The organism is Pseudomonas pseudonitroreducens (assembly GCF_021603645.1).
GTDB lineage: Bacteria > Pseudomonadota > Gammaproteobacteria > Pseudomonadales > Pseudomonadaceae > Pseudomonas > Pseudomonas pseudonitroreducens.
In genome coordinates, this window is sequence record NZ_BQHJ01000013.1 from 107601 (window position 1) to 124446 (window position 16846).

Consider the following 16846-nt stretch of genomic DNA (forward strand, 5'->3'; position numbering starts at 1 on the left):
TGGCGCGGCCCGTCGCTGGGCCGTGCGGTGATCAGGCGTTCTTCTGGCCGCGCACGACGTCGCGGAGGAAGAAACGGTTCGGGTGGCAGGCCTCGGCCACGGCGCGCGGCAGGGGGAGCGGTTCGTCGTCGATCCACGCCGCCAGCAGCTCTCCGGCCAGCGGTGCGGTAACCAGCCCACGGGAGCCATGGGCGCTGTTCAGGTACAGGCCATCGAGCCAGGGGCAGGGCGTATCCGGCACCTGGCGCGCATCCTTGCCCAGTACAGCGTAGGCGCTGGCGAAGGCTTCGCGGTCTGCCAGCGGGCCCACCAGTGGCAGATAGTCGGGGGTGGTGCAGCGGAAGGCGGCGCGGCCCTGCAATGTGGTCGGGTCGAGCCTGGAGATGTGCAGGCGCTCGCTCAGGTCTGTGGATATCTCGGCCAGCAGATCGAGGTTGCCCAGGTGTTCTTCCAATGATGGCTCAGTGTCGTCTCGTTTGAATTCGAAACTGGCGCCCAGGGTGTGCTCGCCGTGGCGGAGCGGGGCGACGTAGCCTTCGGCGCAGACCACGGTGCTCAGCGCCGCGCTGTCGGCGGTAGCCGGCACGCGGGTGATCTGCCCGCGGATGCGTTTCATCGGCAGTGTCTCGGCCCCCGCAAAACGACGCACTTCGGCGGCGGTGGCGAGGATCGCGACAGGCGCGCTGGCGAGTCTGTCGTCGCCGCTCCAGGCGCTCCAGCCCTCGGCTTCGCGTTGCAGGCGGACTTCCGCGCCGATCAGCACGCGGATGTTCGGATGCTGCGCCAGGTGCCGGCACAACGCCGGGGGATGTACCCAGCCGCCTTCGGGATAGAACAGCCCTCCGGCGGGCAAGCCGATACCGGCAACAGCTTCGGCCTCGGCCTTGCCCAGCAGGCGCAGCAGTGTGTCCGGGAAGGCTTCGGCAAGCTTCGCCTGGCGTCCGGCCTCGGCCTCGTCGAAGCCCAGTTGCAGCACGCCGCAGTCGGACCATTCCGCGCCTTTCTGCAGACGCTGGATCAGCCGCCGGGTATGCCCGAAGCCGCTGACGATCAGCCGCGACAGCGCCGTGCCGTGGGCGGACAGCTTGAGATAGAGCACGCCCTGGGGATTGCCCGAGGCTTCCTCGGCAAGGCCCGCGTGACGCTCGATCAGCGTCACCTGCCAGCCGCGCGCGGCGAGGCTGGCGGCGCTGGCGCAACCGGCCATGCCGCCGCCGATCACCAGGGCCGCGCGTGGCCCGTCTGGGCGGGCGGGGCGGCTGTACCAGGGTTTGCCGGCTGGCGGCTGGACGCCGATGAACTCGCCCTGGGACATCTCCCATTTCTTGCCGAAGCCCAGGGTGCGGCGAATCTTGAAGCCGGCCGCGCCCAGTCCGCGGCGAACGAAGCCGGCGCTGGTGAAGGTCGCGATGGTCGTGCCCGGCGCCGAAAGGCGGGCGAGTTGGGCGTACAGGGTGTCATTCCACATCTGCGGGTTCTTCGCCGGGGAGAAGCCGTCGAGGAACCAGGCGTCGATGCGTGCGTCCAGCTCGGGCAGGGTGTCGAGCACGTCGCCCACCAGCAGCGTCAGCACCACGCGGCCGCCGGCGAAGACGAAGCGCTGGAAACCTGGGTTGATCGCGACGTACTGCTCCAGCAACTGCGTCGACAGGTGCGCCAGCTCCGGCCAGAGGGCGAAGGCGCGGCGCAGGTCGTCAGGCGCCACCGGGTATTTCTCGGTGGTGACGAAGTGCAATCGCGCATCGGCCGGTGCCCGTTCCTCGAACAATTGCCAGGCGCAGAGGAAGTTCAGCCCGGTGCCGAAGCCCGTCTCGCCGATGCACAGGCGCCCGCCCGCCGGCAGTGCGGCGAAGCGTTCGCCCAGGCGATTGCCGTCGATGAACACATGGTGCGTCTCGGCGATGCCGGAATCGCGGGAGAAGTACACATCGCCATAGACGCGCGAAGTGGGCTGGCCGTTTTCGTCCCAGTCGATCTGGGCGCTGCTGATGTCTGGCATGAAGGGAGGCGGGCAGTGAAACGAAGGCCGCAGTTTAGCCGATCCGTACCGAGGACAGGCTGCGTCACTTCCGCTACCTTTTATGCACTTCGGAACAAGGAGAGCTGCATGTTCGAATCCGCCGAGATTGGCCATTCCATCGACAAGGAAACCTACGAGAAGGAAGTCGCGGTGCTGCGCGAAGCACTGCTCGAGGCACAGTACGAGCTCAAGCAGCAGGCACGCTTCCCGGTGATCATCCTGATCAACGGCATCGAGGGCGCCGGCAAGGGCGAGACGGTGAAGTTGCTCAACGAGTGGATGGACCCGCGCCTGATCCGCGTGGAAAGTTTCCTCCTGCCCAGCGACGAGGAGCTCTCGCGGCCGCCGCAGTGGCGCTTCTGGCGTCGCCTGCCGCCCAAGGGTCGGACCGGCATCTTCTTCGGCAACTGGTACAGCCAGATGCTGTATGCGCGCGTCACCGGCGAGATCAAGGACAGCCAGCTCGATGGCCTGATCAACGACGCCGAGCGCTTCGAACGGATGTACTCCGATGAAGGCGCGCTGATCTTCAAGTTCTGGTTCCACCTCTCCAAGAAGCAGCTCAAGGAGCGCCTCAAGGCACTGGAGAACGACCCCACCCGCAGCTGGCAACTGAGCGAGATCGACTGGAAGCAGAGCGAGGTCTACGACAAGTTCGTGCGCTACGGCGAGCGTGTGCTGCGCCGCACCAGCCGCGACTATGCCCCCTGGTACGTGGTGGAGGGCGCCGATGAGCGTTACCGCAGCCTGACGGTTGGCCGCACCATTCTCGAAAGCCTGCAGGCCGCGCTCAAGCGCAAGGACCGCCCGACCCCGCAACCGCATGCCGCCCCGCTGGTTTCCAGCCTGGACAACAAGGGGCTGCTGGATGCGCTGGACCTGAGCCTGAAGCTGGACAAGGACCAGTACAAGGAACAGCTGGCCAAGGAGCAGGCACGCCTGGCGACACTGATGCGCGACAAGCGCTTCCGCAGCCACTCGCTGATCGCCGTGTTCGAAGGCAACGACGCCGCCGGCAAGGGCGGTGCCATTCGCCGCGTGACCGATGCACTGGACCCGCGCCAGTACCGCATCGTGCCGATCGCCGCGCCCACCGAGGAAGAGCGCGCGCAGCCCTACCTGTGGCGTTTCTGGCGGCACATTCCGGGGCGCCGGCAGTTCACCATCTTCGACCGCTCCTGGTACGGCCGTGTGCTGGTGGAGCGGGTCGAGGGCTTCGCCAGCGACGCCGATTGGCTGCGCGCCTATGCAGAAATCAATGATTTCGAGGAGCAGTTGGCGAACTACGGCATCGTGCTGGTGAAGTTCTGGCTGTCCATCGACCAGGAGACCCAGCTGGAGCGCTTCAAGGAGCGTGAGTCGATTCCGTTCAAGCGCTTCAAGATCACCGAGGAAGACTGGCGCAACCGTGACAAGTGGGACCAGTACGTGGATGCGGTGGGGGATATGGTCGACCGCACCAGCACCGAGATCGCGCCGTGGACGCTGATCGAGGCCAACGACAAGCGTTATGCGCGGGTGAAGGTGCTCAAGACCATCAATGATGCGCTGGAGGCGGCTTACGGAAGCGCGAAGAAGGGCAAGAAGGACTGACGCTTCTGGCTTTTCGTAGGAGCGAGCTTGCTCGCGAACCGGGCCAATGCTGGTGCCCTCATGTACAAACGGACCTTGTCCGCGATGTTCTTGCTTGTGGTTGGGAATCCCTGCGCCGCTTCGGTGTGCGCGCGGACTTCTTGTTTCGCCCCCTCGGGCGAGTCCCTTTTGTCAAACGCCACAAAAGGAACCAACAAGTCTTGCCCCGGACATCCGGTTTTTCGCTTGGGGCGAAAAATACCCTCGCTGAAGCGAAGTTTCAGGGGCACGCGTTGACGGGCCATCCCTGGCCCGACAACGCTCTCGCGACATCCATGTCGCTCAACCCCTGAAACTCCGCTTCAACGAGGCCTCCTGAACGGGGCGGTTCGGAGTGCCCGTATGTTTTTCTGGAGATCTTTAAGAGCCGGAGCCGGAGCCGGAGCCGGATCGAGGGATTGAGGGCTTTCGTAGGAGCGAGCTTGCTCGCGAACTGACTCCGCAGGGGGCTCTGTTCGCGAGCAAGCTCGCTCCTACAAGGTGTTTTTCTGCGACGGCTTCGGCGCGCCAATCAGCCGCCCCATTGCCCCGGCAATCCCCATCTCCCGCAGCACCTGCAACTCGCCCTCGGTCTCGACCATCTCGGCGATCAGCGGCAGGTCGATGCTGTTCGACGCGCGGTACATGGCCTCGATGAACAGGCGCTTGTCGTTGTCCTGGTCGATGGCGCGGATGTAGCTGCCGTCGATCTTCAGGTAGGCAAGACCGAGGCGGGTCAGGTTGCCGATCAGGCTGAAGCGCCCGCCGAAGTGCTGCAGGCCGAGCTTGGCGCCGACCTCCTGGACCGACTGGGCGAGTTTTTCCAGCTCGGCCGGTGGCGGCAGGTAGCGTTCGTCCACTTCCAGCGTCATCAGCTGCGCTTCCTGCGGGTGGGCACGCAGGATTTCGAAGAGCTGGCGCAGGGGCTCGGCGCTGCGCACGGTTTCCGCCGAGAGCGACAGGGCCAGTGGCGCCGGTTGCTGGGCGAGGTGGGCAAGGGCGTGTTCGAGCATGGCCAGGTCGAAGCGTGCGGACCAGCCGAAACGCTCGATCCAGGGCAGGAACTGCCCGGCGGCCACGGCCTCGCCCTTGGGATCGAGCAGCCGCGCGAGCACCTTCTGGTGCAGCAGCTCGCCATTCTCGACGCAGGCGCGCACGGGCTGGAACCACAGCTGCAGCTTGCCCTTCTGCAGGGCGTCGTCGAGCCAGTCGCGCCAGGCGCGGGAGTCCTGTGCGGGCTGGCTGCCGGAGCTGTCCAGGCGTTGCCAGGTGCGGTCCGGGGTGGCCTGGGCCTGGGCCAGCGCCTGGTCGGCGCGCGACAGCACGCCGGCGGCGGGTTCGCCCGGGCGGAAGGCCGCCAGGCCCAGGTGCGCCACCGGCTTACAGTCGCTGGCGCCGGTGCCGCGGAGGTTTTCCAGGGCGGCGCTGAGTTCGTCCGCCAGGTGCTCGGCACTGGCGCTGTCGACGCCGGGGGCGAGCAGGGTGAACTCGCCACCGCGGCTGCGCGCGGCCAGCCAGTCCGGGGTGCCGTGCTGCTCGCGTTCGCGCTCCAGCAGTTCGGCCACGTCGCGAATCAGCGCGTCGGTGCGCTGGCCGCCCAGGCGCTGGTTGAGCCCGGCCAGATCATTCAGGCGCAGTAGCAGCAGGTAGCCGGCGGCGTTCTGTTCGCTGGGCGAGAGTTGCGCGTCCAGCCGCGCGTCGAACAGGCGGCGGTTGGCCAGGCCGGAAAGGCTGTCCTGGTAGGCCTCCTCGCGCAGTTTCTCGCTGCGCGTGGCTTCCTCGGCGAACAGCGCCTTGAGCTTGTCGACCATCTGGTTCATCGCCTGTACCACGCGCCGCAGCTCCGGGGTGCGCGGTTCCTTGGGCAGGGTGAGGAATTCGCGGCGGGTGATGGCGTGGGCCTGTTGCACCATCTGGTCCAGCGGTTTGAGTTGGGTGCGCAGCAGCCAGCCGCCGAGGATGGCGCTGACCAGCCCGCAGGCCAGCAGCCAGGCGAGGCTGCCCAGCGCGCCGTCCCACAGCTTGGCCAGGGCGAACTGCGGGTGACTGACGACCTCGACCCGTGCGGCCTGTTCCCAGCCGCGCATGATCAGCGCGTCGCCGCCCTGGGCCTTGAGGTTGACCAGCTTGGCGAACCAGGCCGGCACCTGCTGGTTCTGCGTGTCGCTGTCGCGCTCGACGATGACCTTGCCCTCGGGAATGCTCACCACGCGAATCGTTGCGAAGTAGCCGGAGTCGAAGATCGAGCTGACCATCAGCTCGATCATCGCCGGGTCGTCCACGTGCGGTGTCAGCGACAGGCCCAGCGCGGTGGCGGCGTCCTGGGCGTGCGAGCGCAACTGGCCGATCAACTGCTCGCGGGAGCTTTCCAGGCTGGCGGCGAAGCTGCCGGCGAAGGCCACCACGAGGAACAGGCAGATCGCCAGGAACAGTTGCTTGAGCAATGACATGCCGGGGTTCTCCTATCGCGTCTCGTCGAGGTCCAGGCCCTCGGCGCGCATCTTGGTCAACAGGTCCTGCCAGCGCGACAGCTTCTTGCTGTCGCCGGTGCGCTTGCCGCCGCCGGGGCCGGGCAGCCACAGCCCCTCGGCGTTGAAGGCGTAGACGGGCAGGAGGTCCTTGCGCTGGGAGGCGGGCTTGATCTGCGGGATCAGGTTGTCCAGCACCAGCGGTTCGGCGGTGGGGGAGGCGTAGTAGGTGAGCACCATGTGCGCCTGGTTCTGTTGCAGCGCCTTGACGTAGGTGATGCGCAGCTTGTCGCTGGCGACGCCGAGGCGGCGCAGGGTGACGAACTTGGCGATGGAGTAGTCCTCGCAGTCGCCGGCGCCCTTGTAGAGGGCTTCCACCGGCGTCGCCCAGTAGTCCTCCTGGTGCCATACGGTGCGGTCGTCGGTGAACACCAGCGCGCCATTGAAGAAGGCGTTGACGGCCTTGAGCTTGGCCATCTCGTCGAGATTCTCGCTGTCGTCGATCAGCCGGCCCCAGGACTCGATGCGGGTCTTGCCGGCGCCAAGGTCGCTGTAGCGCTGCTCGGCATTCTTCAGGATGGTGTCGAAGTTCCAGGCGGCGCCGGCAGTCAGCGTGAGAAGCGCGAGCAGCAGTGCGCCGGCCCGCAGACGCAGCGGGCTGGCGAACAGCCAGAGGGCTCCTCGGGGTGGCTGCATCGCCAGCGCTCCATGTGGGATGTGTGGAGTCTAGGCGGTCCCGGAAAACTTGCGCTGGCGCATCGCCATGGAGCGCAAAGCCGCGCCGTACGGGCGCTGCCGGCGAAACTGACAGGATTGTCATTTAAGGGTCAGCGTCCGGTCCCGGGCGTTGGCTTATAACCTCAGGATGCGGCCGCCATGGCCGAACCAGACGCAGGAGAGCGGCATGCAGGGGCAACGGCGGGTTTGGCTGGCGGCGGGATTGCTGGGGGTGGTGGCACTGGGCGCCGGGTTGTGGAGCCTCGCTGCACGGCAGGCTGCCCCCCAGGCGGCGGCCCAGCCAGCCGGTGTGCCGGTGACCCTGGCGCGCGTTGCCCGCGAGGACCTGACTCAGAATCTCGATGGCGTCGGCACCGTGACCTCGCTCGCCAGTGTGCTGGTCCGTCCGCAAGTGGAGGGCCAGCTCACCGCATTGCTGGTGGAGGAGGGCCAGATGGTCAAGCAGGGCGAGCTGCTGGCGACCATCGACGATCGCGCAATCAAGGCTGCGCTGGAGCAGGCCGAAGCGACCAAGCAGAGCAACCAGGCGCAACTGCGCATCGTCGAGCAGGACCTGGCGCGCTACCAGACGCTGATCCAGCGCGGTTCGATCTCCCGGCAGACCGTGGAGCAGAGTGAGGCAGAGGCCGCCCGCCTGCGCGCCACCCTGCGTGGCAATGACGCCACCATCGACGCCGAGCGCGTGCGCTTGTCCTACACCCGTATCACCTCGCCGGTTGCCGGCCGTGTCGGCATCCGCAATGTCGACGTCGGCAACCTGCTGCGCACCAATGACAGTAATGGCCTGTTCACTGTCACGCAGATGTCGCCGATCTCGGTGGTCTTCGCCCTGCCGCAGGAAAACCTGCCGCAGTTGCAGCCGCTGTTGAGCGGCGACTCCCCGGTAGTGGCGCGCAGCCGCGATGGCGGCCAGTTGCTCGGCGAGGGCCACCTGCGCAGCATCGATAACCAGGTAGCTGCCAGCACCGGCACCATCCGCGTCCGTGCAGTCTTCGACAACAAGGACGGCCAGCTCTGGCCGGGCCAGTTCGTTGCCATCGACCTGCAGTCCGGTGTGCTGCGCAACGGCCTGGTACTGGACAGTCGTGCCGTGCGCCGTGGCCTGGACGGTGCCTTCGTGTTCCGCATCGAGGATGGCAAGGCGCAGAAGGTGCCGGTGCGCATCGTCCAGGAAGTGGATGGCCGCACGCTGGTCGAAGGCCTGGCGGCAGACGATGAAGTGGTGCTCGATGGCCACTCGCGGCTGACCCCCGGCGCCCGCGTGGAGGTGCAGGGCGATGTGCAAGCCCTGGCCCGCCGGAGCGAGCCGTGATGGTGCGCGCCGGCATGTCCGGCTGGTGCGTGCGCCATCCCATCGCCACCTGCCTGCTGACCATTGCCTCGTTGCTGCTCGGCCTGCTGGCGTTCTTCCGCCTGGGCGTCGCGCCGTTGCCGCAGGTGGATTTCCCCACCATCCAGGTGCAGGCGCTGTTGCCCGGCGGCAGCCCGGAGACCATGGCGTCGTCGGTGGCCACGCCGCTGGAAGTGCAGTTCAGCGCCATCCCCGGTATCACCCAGATGCTTTCCACCAGCGCGCTGGGTTCCACCACCCTGACCCTGCAGTTCGACCTGGACAAGAACATCGACGTCGCCGCCCAGGAGGTCACCGCCGCGATCAACGCCGCCGCTGGTCGCCTGCCGGCGGACATGCCGAACCTGCCGACCTGGCGCAAGATCAACCCGGCGGACAGTCCGATCATGATCGTGCGGGTGAATTCCGAGCTGATGCCGCTGATCGAGCTGAGCGACCTGGCCGAAGTGCTGCTGTCGCGCCAGTTGAGCCAGATCGCCGGAGTGGGGCAGATCTTCGTGGTCGGCCAGCAGCGCCCGGCGATCCGTATCCAGGCACAGCCGGAGAAGCTTGCCGCGTACCGCCTGACCCTGGCCGACCTGCGCCAGTCGCTGCAATCGGCGAGCATCAACCTGGCCAAGGGCGCGCTGTTCGGCGACGGTCGCGTGTCCACCCTGGCGGCCAACGACCAGTTGTTCAGCCCCGCGGAATACGGTGACCTGGTTGTCGCCTACCGTGCCGGAGCGCCGGTGTTCCTGCGCGACCTGGCGAAGGTGGTGAAGGCGCCGGAAGACGACTATGTGCAGGCCTGGCCGGACGGCAGGCCGGGCGTTGCGCTGGTGATCCTGCGCCAGCCCGGCGCGAACATCGTCGAGACCTCCGATGCCATCCAGGCCGAGTTGCCACGCCTGCGCGAGATGCTGCCGGCAGGCGTCGAGGTCGAGGTGCTCAACGACCGCACCCGCACCATCCGTGCCTCGCTGCACGAAGTCGAGCTGACCCTGCTGCTGACCATGGGCCTGGTGGTGCTTGTGATGGGGCTGTTCCTGCGCCAGCTCTCGGCAACCCTGATCGTTGCCACGGTGCTCGCGGTATCGCTCAGCGCCAGCTTTGCGGCGATGTACCTGCTGGGCTTCACGCTGAACAACCTGACGCTGGTGGCGCTGATCATCGCGGTGGGCTTCATCGTCGATGATGCCATCGTCGTGGTGGAAAACATCCACCGCCACCTGGAGCAGGGCAAGGACCGGGTCGAGGCGGCGCTGGCCGGCGCCTCGGAGATCAGCTTCACGGTGGTCTCGATCAGCTTCTCGCTGATCGCTGCGTTCATTCCCCTGCTGTTCATGGGCGGCATCGTCGGCCGGCTGTTCCGTGAGTTCGCCGTCAGCGTCACGGCGGCCATCCTGATCTCGGTGCTGGCCTCGCTGACCGTGGCGCCGATGCTCGCCTCGCGCTTCATGGGCAAGCCCCATGCTCATAAAGAAGGGCATGGACATGATGACGGCGGTATCGCCGGCTGGCTGCTGGCGCGCTACGCGAAGGGACTGGACTGGTCGCTGCATCACCAGCGCACCGTGCTCGCCGGCTTCGTGGTCTGCGTGGCCATCGCGGTGGCCGGCTATGTGGGCATTCCCAAGGGCTTTTTCCCCTCCCAGGACACCGCCTTCGTCTTCGGCACCACCCAGGCTGCCGAGGACATCTCCTATGCCGACATGGCCGAGAAGCACAAGCAACTGGCGGATATCGTCGCCGCCGACCCGGCGGTGCAGAGCTACAACCACGCCATCGGCATCACCGGCGGTAGCCAGAGCCTGTCCAACGGGCGCTTCTGGATCGTGCTCAAGGACCGCGGCGACCGCGACGTGTCGGTGGACGAGTTCATCGACCGTATCCGCCCCAAGCTGGCCAAGGTGCCGGGCATCGTTCTCTACCTGCGCTCGGCCCAGGACATCAACCTCGCCACCGGGCCGGTGCGTACCCAGTACCAGTACGCCCTGCGCAGCAATGACAGCGCCGCGCTGGCGTTGTGGGCGGACCGCCTGACCCAGCGGCTGAAGGCGGAAGGCGGCCTGCAGGACGTGTCCAACGACCTGCAGATGGGCGCCAGCGTCACCTCGTTGCAGATCGACCGGGTGGCGGCGGCGCGCTTCGGGCTGTCTGCCGAGGACATCAGCCAGACGCTCTATGACGCCTTCGGCCAGCGCCAGGTGGGTGAGTTCCAGACCGAGGTCAACCAGTACAAGGTCATCCTCGAACTGGATTCCCGGCAGCGCGGACGCGCCGACAGCCTGGCGTGGTTCCACCTGCGCTCGCCGCTGACCGGCGAGATGGTCCCGCTGGCGGCGGTGGCGCGGATTGCGCCGGACACGTCCGGGCCGCTGCAGATCAACCACAACGGCATGTTCCCGGCGGTGACGCTGTCCTTCAACCTGTCGCCGGGCGTGGCCCTGGGCGATGCGGTGGGGCTGGTGCAGCGCGCGCAGCAGGAGATCGGCATGCCGTCAAGCATCAGCGGCGAATTCCAGGGCGCGGCGGCAGCCTTCCAGAGTTCGCTGGCCAGCCAGCCGCTGCTGATCCTCGCGGCGCTGTTCGCGGTCTACGTGATCCTCGGTGTGCTCTACGAGAGCTTCGTGCACCCGCTGACGATTCTTTCCACCTTGCCTTCGGCGGGCATCGGCGCGGTATTCCTGCTCTGGGGCTGGGGCCTGGAGTTCTCGGTGATGGCGCTGATCGGCCTGGTGCTGCTGATCGGCATCGTCAAGAAGAACGGCATCCTGATGGTCGACTTCGCCCTGGCCGCGCAACGCCAGCGCGGGCTGTCGCCTTACGATGCGATCCGCGAGGCGTGCCTGGCGCGCTTCCGGCCGATCATGATGACCACGCTGGCCGCGCTGCTTGGCGCCATTCCGCTGATGATCGGCTTCGGTACCGGCTCGGAACTGCGCCAGCCGCTGGGCGTGGCGGTGGTGGGCGGGCTGATCTTCAGCCAGGCGCTGACCCTGTTCAGTACGCCGGTGGTGTACCTGGCGCTGGACCGGGTCTTCCACCGCCCGCAGCCTGCGCCGGTGATTGCCGGAGGTGCGGCATGAAGCGCGGCTGGGTAGCATGGCTGGACGCTGCGAACGGAGGGCAGGCATGCGCGTACTGATTGTCGAAGACGAGAGCAAGACCGCCGATTACCTGCAGCGCGGCCTGAGCGAGCAGGGCTTCACCGTGGACGTCGCGGCCAACGGTATCGACGGTCGGCACCTGGCGCTCAATGGCGAATACGACGTCATCGTGCTCGATGTGATGCTTCCCGGTATCGACGGCTACGGCGTGCTGCGTGCACTGCGCGAGCAGCGGCAGACGCCGGTGATCATGCTCACCGCCCGCGAGCGCGTGGAGGACCGCGTGCGCGGCCTGCGCGAGGGCGCTGACGACTACCTGATCAAACCGTTCTCCTTCCTCGAACTGGTGGCACGCCTGCAAGCGCTGACCCGCCGTGGCGCGCACCTGGAAAGTGCCACGCAGATGCGCATCGCCGATCTGGCCATCGACCTGGTCAGCCGCCGCGTGCAGCGCGGCGGCACGCGCCTGGAGCTGACCGCCAAGGAGTATTCGCTGCTCTGCGTGCTGGCCCAGCGCAGTGGCGAAATCCTTTCCAAGACCGCTATTGCCGAGCTGGTCTGGGACATCAATTTCGACACCGATACCAATGTCGTCGAGGTCGCCATCAAGCGCCTGCGCGCCAAGCTCGACGGGCCGTTCGACACCAAGCTGCTGCACACCATCCGTGGCATGGGCTACGTGCTGGAAAGCCGCGCCGCCCAGGAGCGTGAAGTGTGAAGGGGCTGTCGCTGTCGACGCGCCTGGCCGGCATGTTCGCCGTTGCCGCGCTGGGCATCTTCCTGCTCATCGGCTCGGCGCTCTACTGCGTACTGGACGGGCAGATCGAGCGCCTGCAACGCTCGGAGCTGGACACCCGCTTCAACATGGTCGCGCGCATGCTCGACAAGCCCGACCTCGCCGAGCGCTGGCCGCACATGCAGCTCAAGCTCAATACCCTGAGCCAGGAGTACCAGCTGATCCGCTTCTGGATCGACAGCGACGACTCGCGTTTCCGCTACGGCCAACCCAACGATGCGGTGCGACGGATGCTCGGCAGCGGTAACGGCTATGCCGAGCTGGAGCTGCCCGAACACGACTCGCCACTCAGCGCCCGCGTCGGCGTGCTGCCGGCCAGCGGCTCGCGGCCGGCGCTGGTGCTGCTGGCGGCGATCGACAGCGTGGCGTTCCAGCACGCCCGCCACGCCATCCTGACTACCCTGTTCGTGCTGTCGGCGCTGGGTATCGCGCTGGCGACGTTGTGTGGGCACTGGATCGCCAGGGTCGGCTTGCGGCCGGTGCACGAGCTCTCCGCCGAGGCGCGGCAGATCAGCCCAAGGCAGTTGTCCCAGCGACTGCGCCTGGAAGGCTTGCCGGCCGAGCTGTCGGCGCTGGCCGGCGCCTTCAACGAAGCACTGGACCGGCTGGAACAGGCTTATCTGCGCCTGGAGTCGTTCAACGCCGACGTCGCCCACGAGCTGCGCACACCGCTGGCCAATCTGATCGGCCAGAGCCAGGTGGCGCTGTCCCGCGAGCGCAGCGCGCAGGATTACGAGGAAGTCCTGCAATCCAACCTGGAAGAGCTGGAGCGCCTGCGCGCCATCGTCAACGACATGCTGTTCCTCGCCCGTGTCGATCAGGGCGGTCTGGCGGCCGAGCGTGTGGAAACGTCACTGGCGGCCGAAGTGGCGACGACTCTGGACTTCCTCGAAGTGATTTTCGACGAGCAGGACGTACAGGTGAACCTGCGCGGCGATGCGCGCGCCTGCGTCGAGCGCGCACTGTTCCAGCGCGCGGTGACCAACCTGCTGTACAACGCCGCCCAGCACACTGCGCCGGGCGGGCGCATCGAGGTACGCCTGAGCGGCGAGCGTGGCGCCGCGCTGGTGGAAGTCAGCAATCCCGGCGAACCGATTACCGCCGAGCAACGCGCACGGCTGTTCGAGCGCTTCTATCGCGCCGACATGGCCCGCGCCAACAGCCAGAGCAACCATGGGCTGGGGCTGTCCATCGTCAAGGCGGTGGCGAGCATGCACGGCGGCTCGGTGTTCGTGCGCAGCGAGGGCGGGGTGAATACCTTCGGCTTTACCGTGGATGCGGTAGGGCCGGTGCTGGCAGCGCCAGAGCTGGAAGAGGGCGGTCGGGTGCCGCAGCTGACGCCGCGATCAGTCTAGGCGGCGAGTCTTGGTACGGATCAGATAGATCGTCACCAGCGTCGCACTGGTCAGCATGAACGCCCAGGCCCAGGGCCGCTGCACGATGAATCCTGAAATCAGGATGCTGCACCACATCAGGCCGATGGCGTAGACCTTGCCCTTGAGCGGAATGCCTTCGCCGTCGAGGTAGTCGCGGATCCACGGGCCGAGTTTCGGGTGGCTCACCAGCCAGTCATAGAAGCGCTGCGAGCTGCGCATGAAGCAGGCGGCGGCAAGCAGCAGGAAGGGCGTGGTGGGCAGCACAGGGAGGAATATGCCGATCACGCCCAGCGCGACGCTGAGCCAGCCGACACCGAGCAGGCAGTAGCGAACCCAGGCGTGGCGGCTCTGGCGGATTTCTCGTGGCATCGACGTACGCGAAGCGAATCCGGAGCCGCGTTGCGCGGCTCCGGCAGTGGATCAGTGGGTGCGCGGCTTGAGCAGGGCCGGTTTCTCTTCCGGGGCCTGGCACAGCAGGAACAGGTTGGTCAGCAGTTCGGGAATCTGCGCGACCATGTCGTCCACCAGCCCGCGGTCGCTGGCGATCTCGTCGAACTCGGGCTGTTCGTCGAACAGGCCGGAACCAACCATGATCGGCAGCAGCAACTCGCTGACTTCTTCCTCGGCCTGCTCGAACCAGATGGCCTCGCGCAGGAATACCCCTTCCATGAAGCCGATGCACCAGCCGCGGATGTCGGAGTCGTCCGGCTCGTCGCCCAGGTAGGGTTCGCAGGGCAGCTCCAGCTCTTCGTCACCGGCCATCTGGCGGATGATGTGCGCCTTGAGCTGGACCAGGGTCGATTCGATCTCGCTGCGCTCTTCCTCGCTGCGGTAGTGCGGCGGCTCGGCGAACAGGGCGTCGATCCACTCGCGCTCCGGCACTTCCTCCGGGCAGATCGCCAGGGCGGTCAGGTAGCCGTGTGCCGCCACGTAGTCCAAGGCTTCCTCGTGCAGGTCATCGGCATCGAGAAAGGCTTGCAGGCGGGACAATTGGTCGGCGAAGGACATCGGGTACTACCTCGGAGGTGATCGGTCCCGAATTGTAGTCTTTCCGCCGCCCCGCGGCAAAAGCCAAATGCCCGTGCAGCCCGCGCCGACGCGGGGCTCCGACACATGGCTCGGACGCATGTGACGGATTTTTCCGCAGTTTCCCGGACAAGGTGCCGGTCGCGGGCGGATCGCTTGCGTATAATGCGCCGCTTCATTCGGAGTCCCCCATGCTCGATCAGGCCCTGCGCATCCTCAAAGACGTTTTCGGTTACGACGCCTTCCGCGGCAATCAGGCGCGGATCATCGAGCGCGTGGCCAGCGGCGGCGATGCCCTGGTGCTGATGCCCACCGGTGGCGGCAAGTCGCTGTGCTTCCAGGTCCCGGCGTTGCTGCGCGACGGCCTGACGGTAGTGGTTTCGCCGCTGATCGCGCTGATGGAGGACCAGGTCGCCACCCTCGACGAGCTGGGCGTGCCGGTGGCGGCGCTGAACTCCTCGCTGAGCCCCGAGGCCCAGCGCGAAATCGCCGATCGCCTGCAGCGTGGCGAGATCAAGCTGCTCTACCTGGCCCCGGAACGCCTGGTGCAGCCGCGCATGCTGGCCTTCCTGCAACGCCTGCAGATCGGCCTGTTCGCCATCGACGAAGCGCACTGCGTGTCGCAATGGGGGCATGACTTCCGCCCCGAATACCTGCAGCTGGGCCAGCTCGCCGAGCTGTTCCCGCACGTGCCGCGAGTCGCCCTGACCGCCACGGCGGACATGCGTACCCGCGAGGAGATGATCCAGCGCCTGCACCTGCAGGACGCCGAGCAGTTCCTCTCCAGCTTCGACCGGCCGAACATCTTCTATCGCATCGTGCCCAAGGAGCAGCCGCGCAAGCAGTTGCTGGGCTTCCTGGCCGAGCGCCGGGGCGATGCCGGCATCGTCTACTGCATGTCGCGCAAGAAGGTCGAGGAAGTCGCCGAGTTCCTCTCCGCCCAGGGTTTCCCGGCGCTGCCGTATCACGCGGGCCTGTCCAACGACCTGCGCGCCTATCACCAGAAGCGCTTCCTCAATGAGGAGGGGCTGATCATGGTCGCCACCATCGCCTTCGGCATGGGCATCGACAAGCCCAACGTGCGCTTCGTCGCCCACCTGGACCTGCCCAAGAGCCTGGAGGCGTACTACCAGGAAACCGGCCGCGCCGGCCGCGACGGCCTGCCCGCCGACGCCTGGATGGCCTACGGCCTGCAGGATGTTCTGCTGCTGCGGCAGATGATGCAGAACTCCGAGGGCGATGAGCGTCACAAGCGTGTCGAGCGCCACAAGCTCGAAGCCATGCTGGCACTGTGCGAGGAAACCCGCTGCCGTCGCCAGGCGCTGCTGGCCTACTTCGACGAGGTGATGCCCAACCCTTGCGGCCATTGCGACATCTGCGTCGACGGCGTGGAAACCTGGGACGCTACCGAGCCGGCGCGCCAGGCGCTGTCGGCCATCTACCGCAGCGGCCAGCGCTATGGCGTCGGCCACCTGGTGGACGTGCTGCTGGGCAAGGACACCGAAAAGGTGCGCAGCGTCGGCCACCAGCACCTGGCGGTGTTCGGTATCGGCAAGTCCCGTGGCGAGGACGAGTGGCGTACGCTGTTCCGCCAACTGGTCGCCCGCGGCTTCGCCGACGTGGACGTCGATGGCTTCAACGGCCTGCGCCTGACCGAGGCGTGCCGGCCTTTGCTGCGCGGCGAAGAGACGCTGGCCCTGCGCCGCGATCCGAAGCCGCAGCGCAACAAGTCTTCTTCCTCCGGCGGGGCCAGTTCGGCCAGCCAGCTGGTGCGCCAGGAAGAGCGCGAGATGTGGGAAGCCCTGCGCACCCTGCGGCGCAAGCTGGCGCAGGAGCACTCGGTGCCGCCCTACGTCATCTTCCCCGATGCGACCCTGCTGGAAATGCTCCGTAGCCAGCCACGTTCGTTGTCCGAAATGGCCCAGGTCAGCGGCGTCGGCGCGCGCAAGCTGGAGCGCTACGGCCAGGCGTTCCTCGATGTGCTCACCGAATCCGCGGCGGCGCCTGCCACCCCGGCACCGGTGGCCGACCTCAGCCACGAACTGGTCACCCTGGCCCGCGCCGGCATGACCCCGGCACAGATCGCCCGCCAGCTCGATTGCAGCGAGAAGAACGTCTACAGCCTGCTGGCCGAGGCCATTGGCAAGCAGCAGCTGGGCCTGGAACAGGCGCTGGACCTGCCCGAGGAACTGCTCGGTGAAATCCAGGATGCCTTCCTCGACGAAGATGGTGAGCTGCCACCGGTGACAGCGATCGCCGAGCTGTTCGAAGGCCGCGTGCCGCTGGGCGTGCTGCACTGCGTGCGCGCCGCCCTGCAGGCCGAGCTGGAAGTCTGATCGCGCCGAAATAAGGCGTTACAGATGAAATATCA

At 67.0% G+C, this 16846-nt stretch carries 11 protein-coding genes; 6 read left to right on the forward strand and 5 right to left on the reverse strand.

The window, feature by feature from the left end; all coding sequences use genetic code 11:
• Positions 1-31: 31 nt before the first annotated feature.
• Positions 32-1999, reverse strand: coding sequence for a bifunctional tRNA (5-methylaminomethyl-2-thiouridine)(34)-methyltransferase MnmC2/FAD-dependent 5-carboxymethylaminomethyl-2-thiouridine(34) oxidoreductase MnmC1 (gene mnmC, locus L6D89_RS27090; RefSeq protein ID WP_236201713.1), 1968 nt, complete (start codon positions 1997-1999; stop codon positions 32-34).
• 108 nt (positions 2000-2107) lie between these two features.
• On the opposite strand from mnmC, the gene pap reads away from it, so the two are divergent.
• Positions 2108-3613, forward strand: coding sequence for a polyphosphate:AMP phosphotransferase (gene pap / locus L6D89_RS27095; RefSeq protein WP_236201714.1), 1506 nt, complete (start codon positions 2108-2110; stop codon positions 3611-3613).
• A gap of 512 nt (positions 3614-4125) precedes the next feature.
• On the opposite strand, the gene lapD is transcribed toward pap, so the two are convergent.
• Positions 4126-6081 (reverse strand): cyclic di-GMP receptor LapD, encoded by a 1956-nt coding sequence (gene lapD, locus L6D89_RS27100; RefSeq protein ID WP_236201715.1) that lies wholly within the window; start codon positions 6079-6081, stop codon positions 4126-4128.
• Between the two features lie 12 nt (positions 6082-6093).
• Positions 6094-6795 (reverse strand): cysteine protease LapG, encoded by a 702-nt coding sequence (gene lapG, locus L6D89_RS27105; protein ID WP_236171489.1) that lies wholly within the window; start codon positions 6793-6795, stop codon positions 6094-6096.
• Between the two features lie 208 nt (positions 6796-7003).
• Between lapG and L6D89_RS27110 the strand changes: the two genes are divergently transcribed.
• The 4 genes from L6D89_RS27110 to L6D89_RS27125 are packed head-to-tail and all read left to right on the forward strand — an operon-like array spanning position 7004 to position 13428.
• Positions 7004-8149 carry an efflux RND transporter periplasmic adaptor subunit gene (locus L6D89_RS27110; protein WP_236201716.1) on the forward strand — a complete coding sequence of 382 codons (1146 nt, stop codon included), beginning with the start codon at positions 7004-7006 and terminating at the stop codon, positions 8147-8149.
• Entirely contained in the window at positions 8146-11256 is a 3111-nt protein-coding gene (locus tag L6D89_RS27115; protein ID WP_236201717.1) for a multidrug efflux RND transporter permease subunit, read from the forward strand. Before L6D89_RS27110 ends, L6D89_RS27115 begins: the two co-directional genes overlap by 4 nt.
• Positions 11257-11302: 46 nt before the next feature.
• Entirely contained in the window at positions 11303-11995 is a 693-nt protein-coding gene (locus L6D89_RS27120) for a heavy metal response regulator transcription factor (RefSeq protein WP_236201718.1), read from the forward strand.
• A 5-nt stretch (positions 11996-12000) separates the two neighbouring features.
• Positions 12001-13428: a heavy metal sensor histidine kinase gene (locus L6D89_RS27125; RefSeq protein WP_373874993.1), complete on the forward strand. Its 1428-nt coding sequence runs from the start codon at positions 12001-12003 to the stop codon at positions 13426-13428.
• Here the strand turns inward: L6D89_RS27125 and L6D89_RS27130 are convergent.
• Entirely contained in the window at positions 13420-13818 is a 399-nt protein-coding gene (locus L6D89_RS27130) for a YbaN family protein (protein WP_236201720.1), read from the reverse strand. The two genes, L6D89_RS27125 and L6D89_RS27130, sit on opposite strands and share 9 nt — an antisense overlap.
• A gap of 51 nt (positions 13819-13869) precedes the next feature.
• A complete protein-coding gene (locus L6D89_RS27135; protein ID WP_045212487.1) occupies positions 13870-14457 on the reverse strand; it encodes a UPF0149 family protein in 588 nt (195 codons plus the stop codon).
• A 209-nt stretch (positions 14458-14666) separates the two neighbouring features.
• Between L6D89_RS27135 and recQ the strand changes: the two genes are divergently transcribed.
• Positions 14667-16811, forward strand: a complete 2145-nt coding sequence (gene recQ / locus L6D89_RS27140; RefSeq protein WP_236201721.1) for a DNA helicase RecQ — start codon at positions 14667-14669, stop codon at positions 16809-16811.
• Positions 16812-16846: the final 35 nt, after the last annotated feature.